Genomic DNA, 19,947 nt, shown 5'->3' with positions numbered 1-19,947 from the left:
CTTTATTTTCCTCTGCGGGCAGATAACAGTCGCTCCATCACATCGTCCTGTGGGTTTAAACCAGAATACTCTGTAGCACAATTCTCTTTAACGATTTGATAAATCTCCATCCACAATCTGTTTGTCTGACTCATAAAGTTCTGACTCATAGCTACATAAGGACTTTGAATAGCATTGCCGGTAGTTGGATGCTTGGCAAGAAAGCCAAACTCGGTTACTGCTTCCTCACACTGTATCCATCTGGCCGCACTCATGGCATATCGCTCTAGAAGCTGTGGAAGTACCAAATGGGCACAGCCTCGCTCCTCGAGCCATTTCCATGTAATTTCATAGATTTCACTCGCTACTAGGGTTTTTCCATCCTTTTGCACCGCTGAGAGCATGGCCATTGGCTTTGGCATTTCCTGCCCCTTCAGGTCAGCGGTATTTTGGAACTCAACGACTTCAAGCTTTCTCTTACCAGGATTCCCCTCTGCAATTTTGTCAGCAAGTGGTTTCTTCTTTTGACCGGAGCCTATACGGGCGCCGCCACGATTTGTTCCATCTTTGGCCATTCACTCACCTCTTTTCGTCGATGGGCCTATTACCCCGTTTGAAACCGCGTTTTTTCACGCGTTGCCCCACGCCCGTTACACAAATGAAAAGCTGTAGAGATTTGACTCCCCCTACCGGGTTCCCCAACGGTCTCCATCTCTTGCAGTGATTGCAGAGTGGCAAGGAGTACAAAGAGCCATCAGATTACTTCTATCGTGAGTTCCTCCTCTTGCAAGAGGAAGAATGTGATGCACTTCAGCTGCTGGGGTCAGCTTTCCTTGTCTTTTACATTCCTCACAAAGAGGATGGGCTGCAATGTAGCGGTCACGTATCCTTTTCCAAGCACGACCATAACGCTTGCGGGTTGCTGGATCGCGGTCATACTTCTCATACCGTGCAGCTTCCTTCTTGCTATGCTCTTCACAAAAGCGCTTGTCAGTTAGCTCTGGGCAACCGGGGTAAGAGCACGGTCGCTTAGGTTTCTTTGGCATACTTGCACCTCCTTTTGCCCATAGAAAAAGCCCTCGCAGGAGAAATGCTCCCGTGAAGGCTACTGTTTATTAATATTCCATACTACCATTATATAACTTTCACCACGGACAAACAGTGTCATCGTATGCCAAACTGTGCCAAAGTGTGCCAATTTTTATTTAGGTACCTTCAAATGTTGTAAAGCGGATGAATGAAGTCTATGCACGGTTCTCATAGAAACATTAAGATTGACACAGATTTCTTCCCAGTTAAGAAAGTTAATGTATCGGTAGCGAAGAAGTAGCTTCTCATCCACGTTTTCCATCTGATTAATCGCTTCACGGATATCTGATTTCAGCTTTATTAATCGCTCAACCTCTTGTTGTATCTGTTGCTCCAAATCTACTATTCTTATCACATATTTTTCAAAAGGTGGATCAGTACTTTTTGTTTTACTGACTTTTTCCTCAAGAACGGGTGATGAAACACTTCGTGATAGATCTCTTAAGTTTTGTAGCTCTTCAAGGTCGGAATTAATCAATTCATTCAAACGGTAAGCCTGTTTTAAGAATTCCTTAGCTGTCATCATCGCACCGCCTCCTCTTGTAGCTGTTGAATTAATATGTCAGGGTTTAGGGATGTGAGGACATTAAACAATCCAGAATGAAAGAAGCACTCAACCTCACGTTTTGTATATAAAGCAGAATCATTGCGAGGGTGTTTTGCTAATCTTTTCAGTGCAAAACGATAATCCTTGACCGCCTGTAGAATAATGGCATTCGCCAGTTTTTCAAATGCATCTATCATACAACACCCCTCGCTTTCCCAAGATTTGCTTTGACCGCATTGATAAGATCAGATTGTGTCTTTTCCTTTCGTTTCAAGGCCCTCATCACATCTTCATCAATCGTTCCTTTAGTAATAATGTGATGGATAACCACCGTTTCATTTTGTCCTTGTCTCCAAAGTCTTGCATTGGTTTGCTGATAGAGTTCTAGACTCCAGGTAAGACCAAACCAAATAAGTGTTGAACCACCACTTTGTAAGTTAAGGCCGTGTCCTGCTGATGCAGGATGGATAACCGCCACAGAAATATCGCCGTTGTTCCAATCCTTGATATCCTTGGATGTTTTAATTTCTCTAACATTAAATCTTGCTTTAATACGCTCTAAATCGTGATTATACCAATATGCAATAAGAACAGGTTTGCCGTTTGCACCTTCGATTAAATCTTCAAGAGCATCCAGCTTGCGGTCATGGATAATATGAGTATTTTTATCATCATCATAGACAGCACCGTTTGCCATTTGCAGGAGTTTGCCAGAAAGGACTGCTGCATTCATGGCATCAATCTCCTCATTGGCAAGCTCAAGAACCATCTCTTCACGAAAGTGATCATATACGGATTGTTCTTTGTCATTCAGATACACGGGCACTTCATTGATAACGCACTCTGGCATTTTCAGAAAATCGACTGATTTCATGGAAATGGTGATATCCGAAATGAGCCGATATATGGCATCTTCAGCACCTGGCAATGGTTTATATGAAAATACGATTTGCTGATTACGTTTATCCGGTGTAAAAAAGGAATTGCGGTAGTGAGTTATGTATCTGCCGAGTCTTTTACCCATGTCGAGAATACGAAACTCTGCCCACAAATCCATTAACCCATTACTGGAGGGTGTACCCGTAAGACCCACGATCCGTTTTGCCCTCGGCCTTACTTTTAGTAAACTTTTAAATCTTTTTGCACCATAGGATTTAAAGGATGATAGCTCATCGATTACCACCATGTCATAGTCAAAAGGGATGCCACTTTTGTTTACCAACCAGTCCACATTTTCTCTATTTATAAGGTAGACACTTGCAGGTTTTCTAAGAGCCGCCAATCGCTCCTGCTCTGTTCCAATCGCTACCGAAAACTCCAGCCCTTTTAAATGCTCCCACTTATTTATCTCAGCTGGCCAAGTATCCCTTGCTACCCGAAGTGGAGCAATGACCAGAACCTTTCCAATTTCAAAACTATCAAGACATAAATCAAATATAGCTGTTAGAGTAATGACGCTTTTGCCAAGACCCATTTCTAAAAACACCGCAGCGATGGGATGCTCAAGTATGAAGTTCGTTGCATAGGTCTGATATTTATGAGGATTGTATTTCACCCAGTATCCCTCCAATCTGCTTAACATCATCAATGACATAGCAGGTAAAGCCTAACTTCTGTAATTGCTTTATTCTTCTAATCTGTAACGGACGAGGTTTCTTTCCGGGAGCCTTTAATTCCACAAAAGCCATCTTCCCATATGGTAAAAGCACAAGACGGTCTGGCATTCCATCTAAACCTGGACTAACAAACTTCGCCGCAATACCTCCTATCTTTTTTACCTCAGCCACCAGTTTCTTTTCGATATATTTTTCAAGCATAAATACCTCCCATATAAAAAGGCTCGGAACAAGAAAACAACTTTGACCCAATTTTCCTATACGCGCGCGTATGCGTGTATGCACAGGCTACTATTACTTCTTTTTACTATTTATAAATAAATAGGATACTTCTTGTTCCACTTGTTCCGAACCGTTGATTTTCCTTATCATTACTAGCTTTAGGGAAAGAAAGAGTATGGGAACAAGGTAAGGTACAACTTAGCGTTGTTCCTCGACTCGGGAATAAGCTCGTTGCTTTCCGTAGACAGGAAACGTCACAACACCATTCTTGTTCCCAGTGTACTTGTTCCACTCACTGATCTTTCTCATAATGGCACCGATGGCATAGGAATCTGAAGGCTTTAGCATGGATGCCTCTTTACCGAAACACTCACACCAAATTTCCATATTACAGACAAGGGTCCTTTTTACGGTTCCAACACGGGTGCCGCCGCCAAATTCGCTACCGCCGAGAAAATTTCTACGCTCGTACAAAGACATCGTGTCCCAATCATCCGGCAAGAGCGTATCCAAGTAAGTACGAACCAGTCCTTCTCGTTCATCTGTTTCCATAGCATCTGCCTGTTCACTAGTTGCCATGGATACATCATCACCTTCAAGGTAGAGTTTTTCGCCCTTCTCATATAATACTAGTGCCTCTGCCCAAATCTGCTGTACTTCTTCTTTAGTCATCTGCCAAGCTTTCTTTCTACTGTTACCACTAATGCGGACTGGCCAAAATCTGCGGTTGCCCGTAATATCACGAAGAAAACCGCTTTCCGCATTGGTAGAACCTACAATCACGCATTGACGGGGATGGCTTTCGACGTTGACCCCATAACTTGCACGGTACTTATCATCTGCCCTTGAAATAAAGGACTTCACAACCTCCACATCCGTCTTACGCATTCCAGCAAGCTCTCCTAGTTCCAGCAACCAATATCCCTGAAGTTTCTCAGCCCCGGATTTATCCTTCATATCTGTAATAGTCAAACTGTCTGAAAACCAGTCTCCAGCAAGCTTAGCAAAGAAGGTTGATTTACCGATTCCTTGAGGACCGTTTAAGATAAGAACACTATCAAACTTTGTACCTGGTCTATAAATACGGGCTACCGCTGCAACCATCGTTTTGCGTATGACTGCTTTTGTATAGGAATTATCTGTTGCACCGAAATAATCAATTAATAGATTATCTACTCGGCTAATACCATCCCATTTTGGCAGGGAGTCCAGATATTCCTTAACAGGATGGTAGGCTCGTTCTGACGCTACAGCTAACACAGCATCTTTGGTCTTGGTAGGGGAATAGACTCCGTATTTACTGCTTAAGTACACCTTAAGAAGCGCGTTATCCGAATCATTCCAACCAGCCTTGATCTGTTCCCAAGGCAGACCACCTTTGGCATCAATCCCATCACGGTGGCAGTTGAAAGCGATATGCTGTAAATTCTCATCATGCCGAATAATCAGAACGATGTTATCCAATGTGTCTTTTATTCGGCCTTGCTTATCCAATTCCAAAGCTGTCTGCCAATCCTCATCACTAAACTCCTCTTCAGCCTGAGCCTGTCTTTCCTTTGCGAACTCAGCTTTTACCGCTTCATCTTTTATAGCAAACTCGCACATTGCCACAAAAGATGGCATCTTACCAGGAACCGTGGTGGTAGAAGCTTTATCATCTAAAGAACCAAATTTATGAATACGAACAAGATCAAAAGCATTGAGGAGCAGGCTGCTTGCTGGGTCTGTGGCATGGTGGCTGTATGCAAATTTATCATCATAGATAATCACACCCGCACTGCTGTCAGCTGGAATATAATCGTACCGTCCTTCCATAGCAGAGGGGGCATAAACAGCACCTAAGAATTTTTCTATAGCTTCACGAACGAAATAGGCACGACAGAATGTTCCTACCACACCTTCCTTTAAAAGCGGATCTGCTTGTTCTTTCAGACTTCGATTAATCACTTCAGACTGCCTGCTTGATACCGGCCAAGTTGATGTATCCCGCCAGTTTTGATATTTTGAAAGATAAACATCCGGGTCAAGTAATGCTCCATCCTGCTCTTCGTAGACAAATTCACCATTAGAGGAAGTGGATGGCCAATACATAAGGCGATGTGCTTCATATGTCGTATCATCGAAAAGGTCCATACCAATTTCTTTTGCCACCATACGTCCAACGGCTGCATATTCTTCTTCACTGATCTCACGAGCAAGAGGAACGATAAGTCTGAGTCTCGGATTTTCCGGTGTGTGCTTATGGGTGGAGTAAACACAACATTTGAAATCGAAAAGTATTGAGATTTGTTCCCAAATATCCGGTCTACCGTAATCCATATCAAGGGTAAGCAAAGAGCGACATAGAACATTGCCCTTCTTTCGCCTTCCTTCTTTTAAATGTCCTCCGACAAAGCCACCCACGTCTTTGATATCATCTTGTTGACCTTTTTTAAGTTTCCGATATTCCTCTACCGTTTCTGTAGTACGTTGTGTTGTCTTTACACGGGAGCAAAAATCCTCCCAGGATATATCTTTGTTTTTCCATTTTCTATCCATCCGGCTATTGCCTACTGCAATTTTCATAAACTTTCGACCTCCTCATGCTCCGGACTAAAATATCTAACCGTTTGTCTGCGTTTCTTGGCGACTTCAATTTCCCTCTCCATACCGTTTGAGATGGTATTGCCCAGCACCCACACCTCGGAACATTTGCCCATGAGCACAATGTCCATAAATATGGCAAGCTCCCGTTCCTCTGGATTTTCATCATCCATAAACTGTGGAAACATAAGGTGGGGAGCAATTGGAATACAGTTACTTTCCAAGGCAAACCTGCAAAAACTACGAGCCTTTTTAACGTTTTCTTCTACATCACCGGAATAGGGAGAACAGATATATACAAGCGGCTTAAAGGCAGATTTTTTCTCTGCCTTTTCCTTTCTCATTATGTTGGTCAGTGCTTCATGGGGAGTTGGGTCATGGTATCCTTCATGGTTAAATTTGTTGATTCCCATTACACACCCTCCATTTCTATTTGAGGCAAAATACCGTCTGCCTTCATCAGTTCGTAAATGAAGAGTCTGCCTTTTTGTGTCCAATATGTATGGACCTTTGTATGCTGTTGCCCGTTACTGCCAAGGTAGTTATGTGTCTTAGTACTGGTGTATCCTTTTTCCGCATACTTCTGATATAAAAGCCAAATGCCGCCTTGTTTAAATTGGATGCCCTTTTTATTAAGATAGCGGTTCATCCAAATAGCTGACTTACCATAATCTTTGGCGATTGCTGATGTGGAAATGAGGTCTTTGCAATTTAAAACCACATCGTAATAAGACACTTTCGGTTTCATTTCTGCAATTTGCTGATTCTGAACAGCAACTGTACCTTCAAGCACTTTATTTTGTTTCCTTACTTGTGTTAGCTGTTGATTGGCAATCTGAAGTGCCCTTGCCATGATTGCTTCTGGAGAGTTCCATCGTCTTTCAATTTCAAGAAAGTACCCGCGGCATTGTTTTCCTTTTGGAGTACGCTGTATCATGCATAGCTCTTTTGCCATATCAATTGTTATTTGGTGGTCAACAGCTGGTCTTCCACCTGTACTTTCCGACAGAAATGTCGAAAAGTCCGTACCCTCCACAAATCCATACTCACACATTCTTGGAAACCATTTATCATATTTCGGAAGTTTAGAATGAATGTCATTTGAATCCGTTTCCAGAAACATATCCACTATATCTGTAACAAAATGCATTGTGCTCATAAGTTCCTTGACAAATTGGAATTGATCTAAAGAATTTCCTTTCCAAATCTTTCGTAATGTCATCACATTGTAAATGCAAGAATATGTAGTTTGATTTTTATTTCAGCCTCACGATACATCTATGATTTTGCGGAATTTTTCTTTATTAAAAATATTACATAGTCCTTCAACTATTTTATAGCTCGTGTAATTAGTGCTAAACAACAATTAAAAAGATAGTCATAATAACGGAATTTAGTTATTTCAATCTCATGATGTCGTATACGATATTTATTTCCAATGTCCGTCAACATCTTAAATTCATTATGAAACAGATCAGTAAAATCATCATTTCCTTTTGCCATATCACTTACTATTTTTTCTGATAAATAGTTCTTATCTAAATCTAGTATGCCTTTAATCATTAAACTTCTTTACTTGTCAAACTGTTACATGATAGACGACAGCACAATCACATAGTCAACATTGACATAATATAGCATAAACACTTTCACTGAGTGTCATATATCTCATCTGCTTTAATAATCGTTATAGATTTGATTCTATGTTTGAAAGCGTGAGATATCATTAAGCATTAATACTTGAAAGGAGGAATTTACTCTATGTCAATGCCCAATATACCTAACATAAATGCAACCATCAGTATCACTCTTGAAGATTCTGTCAATCTTTTGCTTGCTTCCGTGGCCTTTGAGGAACTGGGGCTTTCTCATATCATCAACGCCGAAGCTGAAAAGATTCAGTATGCCCTTGGAACGCTCAGAGGACAGAATCCCCCCACTACGCCCCCGACGATTGATGAACTTCTAGGAATCAATGAGTCGGTTAGTCAAACATTGAGAAACGTCATTAAAAACCAAATGCTTCTTCATTTTAAGTTGAAAGATACGCTATCCATTTCGACATCCACAACGACGACTACCGGGACGCCATAACTTTGTAATTGCAAATTTTAATGAGTAGATAAGCAGACACATATGCACCGCCTTGTTATTCATTTAGTTTTGAGCGTTGAACCAATGTCGAAAAAACATCTTGTGATATAAAAACCAAATAGAAAGGAGTCCAATTATGTCATTTCCAAACATGCCTAATGTAACTCCACATATCAATATTAACCGAGATAGCGTCATCAATCTTTTGTTGGCGTCCATAGCATTGGAAGAATTAGGATTGTCTCATATCATCAACGCCGAAGCTGAAAAGATTCAGTATGTCCTTGGAACACTTGACGGGCAAACCCCACCAGAGCCCGCTACAATTGATGATTTATTGAAAATCAACAATTCGGTGAATCAGACGCTCAAAGATACTATTAAAACCCAGATACTTCTTCAGTTCCAACTCGAGGATCTCATCAATTATGAACAGCTTGGCATACACGTTAATACTGCAAGCGTAACGGCCGTATTCGAAGGCAACACCTACTACGCCAGCGACAGTGCATATTATCATACAACGGGAGGAATGTAATAATGTCAACGAATTTAAACTGCATTAACACTCCTGTTAAATGGAGTAACATTCAGAAAAGGTTTCACTATAACCTCAACGATGTTCGTAATATGACGATTATTGGCTCGATTTTCGTTGAAAAGGAGGGAATGGAAAAATGGCAGTAAACCTTGGACCAATAGGCATTTACAATGTGTTTGTGATACAAGATATGAATATGAGCAATACAGATGCCGAAGGAAGAGTAGCCGTAGGAGGTAATGTTACCTTGCAAAACTACGGAATAGGCGCTTCCATCTCACCATTACCACCCTTTGGAACGGATGCCTCTTTTGTAATTGGCGGTAATGTAAATGTTACAAGTGGTTCGAATTTTAGTGGCAATACTATCAGAAGAGCATCTAGTTCAGTAATCAATTATACTATGGGAAACCCAAACGGTACTTTTGTAACTGGGAATCCAATCAATTTTACAGAGAAAGCAACTTATTTAAAATGCGCAAGTACCTTTTGGGGCAATCTGACGGCAACTGGTACTGCAAGTGTAAGCTTTGGGGGATTAACTCTAACCGGTACCGAGCCAGATTTGAATATATTTGAAATAAATGCAAATGATGTAGCAGGGTCAGGATTGTCACTGAATCAGTTGAATGGCATCAATATTGTAGCTCCACTAAGTTCTACAGTTTTAATCAATGTCATAGGAACAAACATTGCATTTGGTAGTTACCAAATTTTTAGAAATGGAGTAACCGCAACTCGAAGCGATGCACGATTAATCCTTTGGAATTTTCCTCAAGCAGCAACATGGACTAATAGTACGACCGCAATATATGGCTCGGTATTGGCCCCATTTGCAGATGCAACTACCGTATCTAGCCAAATTAATGGCAATATTATTTTTAACTCTCTTACGGGAACTTCCGAAAGTCATAATGAATTGTTTGAAGGAACTCTGCCTGATCCGCAGTCATGCTTAACTGAAATCGCTTCCATCTCGATAGAAAAAGAGGTTTCGCCTGATAATGGTGTAACATGGTTCTCGGCAGATACTGCCCCAGGACCGGATGTGCCTTCTAACACAAATCCGCGTTTTCGTTTCACTGTTACAAATAATGGAACTGCTACACTAACCAATGTTATAGTTACGGACGATGTTTACGGTTTAATTGGAACAATAGCTACACTGGAGAAGTCCGCTTCGGACCAATTCATTTTCGATGGAACATGGGTACTTGGTCAAAACGTGAATACCGCGACGGCAACTGGTGAATATGACGGCAATACCTTCTCTGACACCAATTCGACATATTGGGTAGGTGTGGAAGCGGCACTTCCGGCGATTACCGTGAAAAAGGAAGTATCGCCAGACAATGGGGTTACATGGTTCGATGCAAACAAGCTTCCAGGCCCGAATGTAGTTTTTCCCAACAATCCGCAGTTTCGATTTACAGTTACAAACACAGGAAATGTTACGTTGACCAATGTTACCGTGACGGATAATGTTTATTTAACGGTTATCGGTCCAACGGATTTGAACCCCGGCGAATCGGAAACAGTAACAATTAACGGCACATGGGCACTTGGCCAGCAGTCCAATATTGCGACGGCAACATGTGATCAGGGGGTTACCCATGAGAACACGGCATTTTGGTTTGGGGTTGAAGCGGCCGCACCGTCCATTGAAGTAGACAAATACGTTTCACCAGATAATGGGGTCACATGGTTTGAAGCAAATGCTCCTGTAGGCCCACCTGTACCACAAGGCACAGATCCACAATTTCAATTCACAGTTGTTAATACGGGCAATATCACGTTGACCAATGTTATAGTAAATGACAATGTTTATGGCTTAGTGCTTGGACCAATCGCAAGTTTAGCCCCCGGTGAATCATCATCCACAATAGTTGTTGGTACATGGGCACTTGGGAATCAAATGAATATTGCAACAGCAACATCTGACGAAGGAGTATCCGATGCTGATGTCGCATATTGGTTCGGCGAAGAAGCTCCACAGCCAGAAATTAATATAATAAAAGAGGTATCTAACGATAACGGGATTACCTGGTATGACGCGGATACACCTCCAGGATTAAATGTTGCCATAGGGACCAATCCTTTGTTTAGAGTTACAGTTACTAATGTGGGAGACGTAACCTTAACCAATGTCCAAGTAACGGACGATATATACGGTTTTGTTGGGACCATGCCCGTTCTGCCACCGGGAGATTCAGCTAGTTGGATTATTGTCGGTACCTGGGTGCTTGGACAAAACGTGAATGCCGCAACGGTAACTGGTGAATATGACGGCAATACTCTCTCTGACACCAATTCGACATATTGGTTTGGCGTCATCCCTTCCATCACCATTGAGAAATATGTTTCGGTAGATAATGGAGCAACATGGCAGGAAGCCGATACGTCTCCAGGACCGTTGCTTCCAGACGGAGTAACACCGCAATTTAAATTCATCGTAACAAATACTGGTGATGTGACGCTTACCAATATTGAAGTAACCGACAGCGTATTCGGCGTTATTGGAACCCTCCCATCACTTGATCCCGGTGATTCCAACGAATGGATTATTTAACTGATTCAAAATACAATGAAATATGCTTCTTAGATAACAGAGAGCAATGTTTTTCTATACGTTTTCGGGGTTTTGGCATACTTGGATAGTAACTGCCTTTGTGAGGTTTTCGAATCTTCAAATCTAGTGTACCTAGCCATGTGTCCAATTCATGATGATAACCATTTCTTTGCGTGGCGCGTTCCGGACTTCGTTTGTATCAACCTGGGACGCTGCCACAACTTCCAATAATGAATTAACAAGAACATTCATAACCTCTCTCAAAAATCAAGATGACCGTCAGATACACTCCTGCGCAAAAGATTTAAAAATGAAATTCTATTTATAAAAGCTCGGCGCGATTTTACATCACTACTATAAGAGTGGACTATAAAATCCAAGTGTAGATGTCTTGATTCGAATTTTGCAACATTATAATAGCAAGATTTTCTTCCACAAGTTGTGCTATATCATTTTAATCTCTATATTTTCCATTATAAGATGTACCCTTAATCAGCTTACTAAATTCTTCTTCGCTTATGGCAAAATCACGCACATCTTTTCCATATTGATCATTTGCCCATTCTCGTGTGTACTGCATATTATAGGAGGTTAGCCCGTCATTTAGGTTAAAATTGATATATTCTACGTTTCCAATCAAGGCAAACATAATGATAGCATTAACTTCAAACTGTTGTTGATTTGCTTCATCACTATAAAAATTTCTAGTCTCTGTATCCGTTTGTAAATTTACAGTTATTGCAAAAGGCTCACTATCAGTAGAAAGCTCAAAGTAATCGTAATCGATGTTTTTAGGGAACGTTAATAAAAAGATGATACCTCCAACTTTTGAGTTATTGCCTACATACTCGGTTTTATTTTTTAAAAACTGAGAAACAAGAGGGTCATCACCTGATTTAGTTGTAATTAAATTGGTAACTAGAGCAACCACAAGTACTACAATTGCAACTAAAGTAACAGCAATCACCCAAAATTTTGGCTTTCTATAATTTAACACGTTTTTAATCCTCCCCTTTACATTTCCCTTGTCAAAAGCTAGAGAAGTTCCTCTTAAAATACGCTTTCCGATAGCAAGCAACAGCAATGGATTAACATAAGTTTTTTGTGTTTTCATGCATACTTTTAATACGCTTTCATCACAGAAAAGTTCCATATCCTTACTCATTAAAAAAAATGAAAGCCATACAAGAGAATTAAGCCAATGTAATATTAAGAAGGCTAATATCTTAAAGTAACTATTACATCTACCCCTATAGCAATAGTATCAATTTCTAATAGCTTTTCATAGAGATTATGGCAAATGTCAGATTGGTAAGCACTATAATCGGCTTTATCCCAAGCTATTACAAGGTATCGTTTTATTCTTTGAACGTTAAAATCATTATTTAGTGACATGCAAATAAAATTTGAAGCAACTCATCTGTTGCTCCATTAACCTGTGATAATCTATTTTAATAAGATGAATTGTTTCTCAATTAAAATGTACAAAATTCCGGCTTAGACTCATAAGCTATAAAGTACATTGAAACAGTTTGCATTAAAGTGAATTATTTACTTTGCATGCGCCTTATCTAAGTTATCGTAATCACCATTTCTACGAAAAGCTAAGTTATGTTAAAACCACAGAATACAAACAAACCAATAAATTAATATTCTTTAAATATGAAAAAATTTAATTGCAGCTAGGACAAAACCCTCCTTTAAAACATTAAAAAAGCCAGTGAGGTTTTACTCGTCGTAAAATTTCACTGGCTTTTCATTTTTCAAAATAAAATAAAGATTATTTCTGATAAAATGAATTTTTCTACCTAATCATATGGAATGAAGGATTCTTAACATGAATCAATTAACTTTACCTTTTCGATTTAATAGTAAAATTATAAATACACATGAGTTGATAGGATTCATTTTCCCTCTAATTTTTATGCATTACCTCATTCTACTGTCCCTGTCCTGTCAACACTTTTTTTCAAAATGATCAAGTAATTGACGTACTTCATCCGTTGACTTTGTGTTCATCAATTGATTTCTTAACATGCTTGCTCCAGGAAATCCTTTGACATATATTTTGAAAAAACGATGGAGCCCAGTAATTGGACGTGGCAGTTTTTCTAAATAGTAGTCATAAAGATCAAGATGATATCTTAGAAGATTGAGATACTCCATACTACTATGCTCTTTCGGCTCTTTTTCAAAGGCAAATGGGTTTTTAAAAATTCCGCGCCCAATCATAACCCCATCCACACCATATTGACGAACAAGTTTCAGTCCTGTTTCACGATCAGGAATGTCCCCGTTGATGGTTAGTAGCGTATTCGGTGCCACACGATCACGTAATTTCTTGATTTCTGGAATCAGCTCCCAGTGTGCCTCTACTTTGCTCATTTCCTTTCTTGTACGTAAATGAATAGAAAGATTTGCGATATCCTGTTTTAAAATATGCGTTAGCCACTCCTCCCATTCATTTACATCCGAATAGCCAAGTCGTGTTTTCACACTGACAGGCAGTCCACCCGCTTTTGCTGCTTCAATAAGTTCTGCTGCGACTTCTGGACGCAGAATAAGTCCACTACCTTTCCCTCTCGATACCACATTCGGTACAGGGCAGCCCATATTAATATCAAGGCCTTTAAATCCTAGCTCTTTCATCCCAATACTCATTTGTCGGAAATATTCGGGCTTATCTCCCCAAATATGTGCCACCATTGGCTGTTCATCTTCTGTAAACAACAAACGACCCCGAACACTGTTCTTTCCCTCAGGATGACAATAGCTATCCGAGTTTGTAAACTCTGTAAAAAATACATCCGGTCGACCTGCTTTACTTACTACATGGCGAAAAACAACATCCGTCACATCTTCCATTGGCGCAAGTATAAAAAATGGTCGTGGTAAATCACGCCAAAAATTATCAATCATTGCAAACTCAAATCCTCTCATTACTGATACAACTTTAAACTATCTGTCAGTCAAAAATATAAAGTGAAACTTTTAATCACTGGGGTTTCTTCATCCTCCACCGAACTAGAGAAACTCAGGTTAAAGGCGCCATGTCCTATGACACCTGAAGAACCAACATCTTATTAGCCTGAACCAATTGGGTTTTTATGGGCAATTGATTCCTTTCCTAACTTCTTTGCTTTCGCTAAATTTTGAGGTAGAAGCATTACAACCCATTAATGCGGGATAAAACCGCTTTTTTTACACTAACATCATGTTTCCTAACTTACTATCATACACTAGTATATTTGAATATGGATCATTTATGAAAATCGCCATGTATATTTTAACGAAAATCAGTCCTGAATGGTATTTTCACAAACGAAAAAGCAGATAGTATAGACTTTTTACGATATCAACTGCTTTTATGTATATGATATTTGAAGTATCAATTCGTGTGTATTTTACTTTAATTTTTCTTTATATTAAAGTCTCCCATACAAAAATCGAAGCATAAAAAGGCTCCTCGCCGCCATAATGGTAGTTGAGGAGCCTTGGTTTGTCTAATACAAACTGGGATTTATCTTTTTTTGAACTTATTTTACAATTTCAATTCGTTCATACTCCGTTCCGGGATTTTTCTGAACAGCTTTAAAAAATAAAGTCTTATGAACAATTTCATCTGGATTCAGTGAACTGTATGATTTCTCATAACTAAATCTGGGCACCTGGTTGAATTGAGTGACTGCAAGATAATCTGAAATAGTAAAAATTGCAAATAATAGAATGGCACATCCGACAACACTCAATATACGTAAGCTTCTCTTTACGAATACAGATTTAATCATGAAGTAAGCTCCAATTATTAAAATGATACTTCCGATAATTGAATAAATACTTCCCCAGCTGCTATCATTGGGGAATATCGCTAAGGCCGAAATAATGATGAATATACCGAATAATGACATCAGATAACTAATCACTTTTTGTTTTCCGTACTTTATCTCGTTTTGTCCATATTCTGCCATTTTAATAGCAGTATCTCTTGTCTCTTGATTCATATTCTCGCTTTTCCTTTCTCCATTGACAATCTCAGGAATACTAACATCATAAAAATCTGCTATCTCGATGAGCAGACCTATATCTGGCATATTCCTGCCGGTCTCCCATCTTGATACTGTTCTGCCAGAGACATTCAGCTTTTCAGCCAATTGCTCCTGCGTCAAATCTTTTTCTTTTCGAAGCTCTTTTAGGAACACTCCGATTTTGATTTGATCCATATGGATGACCTCCTTTTCTCTGCCAGATTACTACCAGCAGGCATTTTTTAACACGACACAAAGCGAGAAATGCCCTGTTAATGCCTATAGACAACCTTGTCTAATTGCTATATTTCTCTATTTTCTGCTCAGACATCTAAATCACAGCCCGAGCTCGATGTTATCCAAATCACTAACTCAATCCTAACGCAAAAACATCCCAATCGGCTACTCAAACCCTCCGAAGAAAAGTGTAGATAAGTTTTCTTAGAGTGATAGTTCGATTCTCACGTTCAAAGCAAGCCTCCTCCTGCGGCGCTTACGCTCAGACTTCCGAAAAGTCTTTACTTCAGGCAATTTTTGTTGGTCATCCCTTTTACCCTTGACATCAAGGCAACGCACTCCACATGCGTCGTCTGCGGGAACATGTCCACTGGCTGAATCTCCACTGTCTTATACCCGCCATCTTCTAATATTCGTAAATCCCGCGCTAAGGTTGCTGGGTTACATGATACATACACCACTCGCTTTGGTTTCTGTTCAATAATCGTTGTAAGTAATGCTTCATCACAGCCTTTGCGTGGTGGATCGACAACAAGTACATCTGCCTCTTTACCATCAGCATACCAACGCGGGATGACTTCCTCTGCTGGACCTGCTTCAAAATATGTGTTTGTAAATCCATTCAAATCCGCATTACGTTTTGCATCCTCAATGGCCTGCTCCACGATTTCAACGCCCATTACTTGCTTCGCTTTTTGTGCGAGGAATAAAGAGATCGTTCCGATTCCACAATACGCATCAATCACTGTTTCATCACCAGTTAACTGTGCATAATCCAATGCTTGCTTGTACAGTACCTCTGTTTGAACTGGGTTTACCTGATAGAAGGAGCGAGCTGAAATTTCAAAGCGAACTCCACCGATTGTATCTTCAATCGTGTCTTCCCCCCACAATGTATACGTTTCATTTCCGAGGATTACATTTGTTTTTTCAATATTTACGTTTTGCACGATGGAAGTCACATTTGGTACTAGTTTACGAATCACTTCAATTGCCGCTTCCTTCTGTGGAAATTTATGTTTATTCGTTACTAGCACAACCATTACTTCCCCAGTAGCACGTCCTTTTCGAACAACAACATGGCGAAGCATGCCACTATGAGATTGTTCATTATATGGTTGTATACCAATTTCCGATAATTCCTTTTTGAGATTTGCCATGATAGCGTCTGCTTCGCCTACTTGTATAATGCAGCGTTCCATATCGACAATATCGTGAGTTTTCGATTTATAAAAACCTGCGATTGGTCCTGTTTCTGTCATGCCAAAAGGAATTTGAGATTTATTTCGGTAATTCCAAGGGTCCTTCATTCCCTTTACAGGCAGTACTGGAGCATCGATCTTACCAATTCGCTTCATGACATTCTTGACCATGTTTTCTTTCCACTTTAACTGTCCTTCGTAAGAAAGGTGCTGAAGCTGACAACCACCACATTTTCCAAAGTAAATACAAGGTGCCTTTACACGATCAGGTGACGGCTCAAGAATTTCCACAATCTTTGCAAAGCCATAATTCTTCAATGTTTTTAGCACATGAATTTCTGCCGTTTCCTGAGGAAGCGCTCCTTGGATAAATAGCGGGTAACCTTCTATTTTCGCAACGCCGTTTCCATCATGAGTTAAATCTTCTATATAAACGATTCTTCGATCATTTTTTTTAACAGGTGTAGCCATAATCCGTCCTCCATTTCAGTTCTTCTATTGTAGCATGGTTAATAAAAATTCCGCCATTATATGCTGTATAGAATCTCGCTTCTAGTCAATTTAAAAAGAGGTTGGGACAAAACAAAAAAGCATCATTTTTCCTGATAGAAAAATGATGCTTTTTTGATATAAAGAAAATTGATTTCCGTTACGGGGACGCTTTCCGCGGGCCCGGCTCGAGCCTCCTCGTCGCTTTGCTCCTGCGGGGTCTCGAATCACGGGCTGTTCCCGCAGGAGTCGCCCCTACACTCCAATCAATTTTTAAACATAACATTTTTTTATTACTGGTTTAAGCGAATTCTTTAAAAAATCCACTTATGTCCCAGCCTCTCTATTCCTCTTCCAATGCTTTTTGTACATATTCTTTTAATACTGGCGCAAGTGTTCTAACGTACGCCGATGTTAAATGGTGAGCGTCACGATAGACGATAACATTACCGATAATTACATGGCAAGTTGTTTCGTCACAAAAATAATCGGATAAATCAACAAACTGAACATTACTTGGGATCCCCTCTGTATTTTCCCATGGTGGAATTTCAGATAATGCATCTTCTCGAGGTTTTGTACAATTCATTGGGTCTTCTTCTCGTTCCAAGCATAATGGGATATCTTCAGCCATTCGTGGGTTATCCCTAACCGCTAAAATCTTCGTAATCCCTTCAAGCTTTCGAAACTGATTTAAATAACCAATAGGGATGGTATCTCCTTTATTTACATTTGCCGTTGTGAATACTAAATCAGGTGGAGCTTCTATTAATTTATTGATTAGTAATTCATTCCAATCTAAACATTCTTCAGTAATGACGCCGCCAAAATCATCGTCCGTAAAACGGCATCCATCATGATTATATACATCTAATCTTATACCGAGCTCTTTTGCAAATTCATTAAGTGCAGGAAACCAATGCCCAGAATGGGAGCCCCCAACTAATGCCAATGTATATTTAGGATTTTCAGTTTCTCCATAAGAACAGACTGGCAATCTATCCCCTTGTCTTGTTACACAGCCCTCTTCCGAATAAAAGTAAGGCAAATCATCTTTTATTTCAAGCATCGTCGGGATTGGTTCTACATCTGTTGGCGGTACATCTTCCTCATAAATTACTCTTGCTCCAGGGTATTTTTCCTTCGAATATACTACTTGTCCTTGTGCATCCTTTTCAGGTAATTGTGTTCCCCACCATATATTTGCAATGATCACAGGTACTATAAATGTGAAAGCAGCGGCCACGATTTTCAATTTCGACTGTTTAACATTTAGCTTTCGTACAGGTGCTTCAAGTCCTTTTGTCGTGATGAGTGAAAGTCCAAAGGTTAGGAATAAAATACCTAGACCGCCTATCAATGATACTTCTTCCGTTTTGAAGTAAGTTAAATAGAATATTAGAAGGGGCCAATGCCATAAATAAAACCCGTACGAAAGGCTACCCATCCATAAAAAAGGCTTTGACCCTAATAGCTTCTCAACTCCAAAGCGATTGCTATTCTCACCTGAGAGTATTACTAAAATAACCCCTATTGTTGGAAGCAATGCTGCATATCCAGGAAATACAGTAGACACAGGAAGTAGTATCCCTGTTAAACAAATGATAATAAGGCCCAACCAACCTAGAAGTGAACTGACCATCCTTTTTAGCTTCACATATGGGATAAGTAGTGCAACTATCCCACCTAAACTAAATTCCCAAACTCGGGCAAATGTATCAAAGTATGCCCATGGTTGATTTACATTTGTTTTATAAACTGAATAACTAATTGATATGACAAATAAAAAGATTAAAATGCTCAGTAATGTTTTTCTAGGTGGAAGCTTTAGCAATTTCCTCGCTAATAAAAATGCAAATAAGATGACAAATGGCCAAGTTAAATAAAACTGTCCTTGTATTGAAAGCGCCCAAAAATGCTGAAGTGGACTTGCTTCATTATCTTGAGCAAGATAGTCGACTGAATTAAATGCCAATTGCCAATTTTCATAGTAAAAAGCGGATGCAATCACTTCTGAAATAATTTGACTCCACTGCACTTGTGGCATGATGAAAATTGATAGGATTGTCGTAAACAACAAAACTGTAAAGGCAAGTGGAATTAACCGTTTTATAAGTCCTAAATAATTCTCCACAAGATGTATCCGTCCGACCTTTTCCATTCTTGATAATAAAGAAGTCGTAATAAGAAATCCTGAGACGATAAAGAATACATCTACCCCACCAGACACTCTGCCGAGCCAAATATGGTAAACAGCAACAAGTAATGAAGCAACTACTCGAATCCCTTCAATTTCAGGTCGGAATTTTTTTGTAGGAGCTTGTAAATCCTGCATTATATCTCTCTCCAATACTGTGTTTCTTTGAGGTAATAAATTTTCATTATTACGCTAGTATTACCAAAATTATTATTTTTTAGTTGTATTTTGGGAGAATTCTAATCCCTAGGTTTAAATGTGTGAAAGATTATAACAATATAACTACTTAAAATTTTGGGAGGTTACTAATACATCTATTTATATGAAAGGAACGTTATCAAATTCCCATATTCACACGCTTTAGTAAATTATGAATTATTAACTCTAGGTTAAATCTCATGCAAAGGGGATCCATTTCATTGGGTAAAAAGTAAGAAAATAGGAGTTGTTCTAAATTTATATTGAACAATAGGTTTGATTCGTATTAAAATAAGTATAAACGATTTGTAAATAACTGTAATATATACCTTTTTGTGTATAGATCGTATAAATATTCA

18 protein-coding genes and 1 pseudogene are annotated in these 19,947 nt (G+C 39.5%); 4 read left to right on the top strand and 15 right to left on the bottom strand.

Annotated features, from left to right (window positions below; all coding sequences use genetic code 11):
• Nucleotides 1-2: 2 nt before the first annotated feature.
• The 9 genes from CD30_RS07920 to CD30_RS07880 all read right to left on the bottom strand — a co-directional run bounded on the left by CD30_RS07920 (nt 3) and on the right by CD30_RS07880 (nt 7,258).
• Nucleotides 3-554 (bottom strand): P27 family phage terminase small subunit, encoded by a 552-nt coding sequence (locus CD30_RS07920; protein ID WP_036174997.1) that lies wholly within the window; start codon nt 552-554, stop codon nt 3-5.
• A 111-nt stretch (nt 555-665) separates the two neighbouring features.
• Nucleotides 666-1,025, bottom strand: a complete 360-nt coding sequence (locus CD30_RS07915; RefSeq protein WP_028988125.1) for an HNH endonuclease — start codon at nt 1,023-1,025, stop codon at nt 666-668.
• A gap of 155 nt (nt 1,026-1,180) precedes the next feature.
• Nucleotides 1,181-1,594: a DUF1492 domain-containing protein gene (locus tag CD30_RS07910; RefSeq protein ID WP_036174995.1), complete on the bottom strand. Its 414-nt coding sequence runs from the start codon at nt 1,592-1,594 to the stop codon at nt 1,181-1,183.
• Entirely contained in the window at nt 1,591-1,812 is a 222-nt protein-coding gene (locus CD30_RS07905; protein ID WP_028988127.1) for a hypothetical protein, read from the bottom strand. Before CD30_RS07905 ends, CD30_RS07910 begins: the two co-directional genes overlap by 4 nt.
• On the bottom strand, nt 1,809-3,170 hold the full coding sequence (locus CD30_RS07900; protein ID WP_036174994.1) for a DEAD/DEAH box helicase: 1,362 nt from the start codon (nt 3,168-3,170) through the stop codon (nt 1,809-1,811). Before CD30_RS07900 ends, CD30_RS07905 begins: the two co-directional genes overlap by 4 nt.
• Entirely contained in the window at nt 3,151-3,432 is a 282-nt protein-coding gene (locus CD30_RS07895; RefSeq protein WP_019155138.1) for a VRR-NUC domain-containing protein, read from the bottom strand. Before CD30_RS07895 ends, CD30_RS07900 begins: the two co-directional genes overlap by 20 nt.
• Before the next feature lie 219 nt (nt 3,433-3,651).
• A complete protein-coding gene (locus CD30_RS07890) occupies nt 3,652-6,018 on the bottom strand; it encodes a virulence-associated E family protein (RefSeq protein ID WP_028988129.1) in 2,367 nt (788 codons plus the stop codon).
• The gene (locus tag CD30_RS07885; RefSeq protein ID WP_019155140.1) at nt 6,015-6,449 is read right to left on the bottom strand and encodes a DUF7768 domain-containing protein; all 435 of its coding nucleotides are present in this window, start codon (nt 6,447-6,449) and stop codon (nt 6,015-6,017) included. Before CD30_RS07885 ends, CD30_RS07890 begins: the two co-directional genes overlap by 4 nt.
• Nucleotides 6,449-7,258, bottom strand: coding sequence for a phage antirepressor KilAC domain-containing protein (locus tag CD30_RS07880; protein WP_425426404.1), 810 nt, complete (start codon nt 7,256-7,258; stop codon nt 6,449-6,451). Before CD30_RS07880 ends, CD30_RS07885 begins: the two co-directional genes overlap by 1 nt.
• 539 nt (nt 7,259-7,797) lie before the next feature.
• Between CD30_RS07880 and CD30_RS07870 the strand changes: the two genes are divergently transcribed.
• The 4 genes from CD30_RS07870 to CD30_RS07860 all read left to right on the top strand — a co-directional run bounded on the left by CD30_RS07870 (nt 7,798) and on the right by CD30_RS07860 (nt 11,240).
• Nucleotides 7,798-8,130, top strand: coding sequence for a hypothetical protein (locus CD30_RS07870; protein WP_019155143.1), 333 nt, complete (start codon nt 7,798-7,800; stop codon nt 8,128-8,130).
• Between the two features lie 136 nt (nt 8,131-8,266).
• A complete protein-coding gene (locus tag CD30_RS07865; protein WP_019155144.1) occupies nt 8,267-8,668 on the top strand; it encodes a hypothetical protein in 402 nt (133 codons plus the stop codon).
• 2 nt (nt 8,669-8,670) lie between these two features.
• Nucleotides 8,671-8,817: a hypothetical protein gene (locus CD30_RS20080; protein ID WP_019155145.1), complete on the top strand. Its 147-nt coding sequence runs from the start codon at nt 8,671-8,673 to the stop codon at nt 8,815-8,817.
• Entirely contained in the window at nt 8,808-11,240 is a 2,433-nt protein-coding gene (locus CD30_RS07860) for a choice-of-anchor A family protein (RefSeq protein ID WP_019155146.1), read from the top strand. The genes CD30_RS20080 and CD30_RS07860 overlap by 10 nt, the downstream gene beginning before the upstream one ends.
• Here the strand turns inward: CD30_RS07860 and CD30_RS20725 are convergent.
• From CD30_RS20725 to CD30_RS07835, 6 genes and pseudogenes are all read right to left on the bottom strand, one after another.
• A pseudogene (locus CD30_RS20725) lies at nt 11,233-11,427 on the bottom strand (transposase); the annotation flags it as partial. The gene CD30_RS07860 and the pseudogene CD30_RS20725 overlap by 8 nt on opposite strands.
• Before the next feature lie 267 nt (nt 11,428-11,694).
• Nucleotides 11,695-12,450: a DUF4825 domain-containing protein gene (locus CD30_RS07855; protein WP_256464900.1), complete on the bottom strand. Its 756-nt coding sequence runs from the start codon at nt 12,448-12,450 to the stop codon at nt 11,695-11,697.
• Nucleotides 12,451-13,196: 746 nt separating this feature from the next.
• Nucleotides 13,197-14,159 (bottom strand): tRNA dihydrouridine synthase, encoded by a 963-nt coding sequence (locus CD30_RS07850; protein WP_028988130.1) that lies wholly within the window; start codon nt 14,157-14,159, stop codon nt 13,197-13,199.
• Nucleotides 14,160-14,776: 617 nt separating this feature from the next.
• Nucleotides 14,777-15,460, bottom strand: coding sequence for a helix-turn-helix domain-containing protein (locus CD30_RS07845; RefSeq protein WP_019155151.1), 684 nt, complete (start codon nt 15,458-15,460; stop codon nt 14,777-14,779).
• 323 nt (nt 15,461-15,783) lie between these two features.
• Nucleotides 15,784-17,175 (bottom strand): 23S rRNA (uracil(1939)-C(5))-methyltransferase RlmD, encoded by a 1,392-nt coding sequence (rlmD, locus tag CD30_RS07840; RefSeq protein ID WP_036174982.1) that lies wholly within the window; start codon nt 17,173-17,175, stop codon nt 15,784-15,786.
• Between the two features lie 361 nt (nt 17,176-17,536).
• A complete protein-coding gene (locus tag CD30_RS07835) occupies nt 17,537-19,528 on the bottom strand; it encodes an acyltransferase family protein (RefSeq protein ID WP_036174978.1) in 1,992 nt (663 codons plus the stop codon).
• Nucleotides 19,529-19,947 lie beyond the last annotated feature (419 nt).

Origin of the sequence: Ureibacillus massiliensis 4400831 = CIP 108448 = CCUG 49529 (genome assembly GCF_000772965.1) — a bacterium.
Taxonomy (GTDB): domain Bacteria; phylum Bacillota; class Bacilli; order Bacillales_A; family Planococcaceae; genus Ureibacillus; species Ureibacillus massiliensis.
This window is presented reverse-complemented; position numbering and strand designations above follow the sequence as displayed.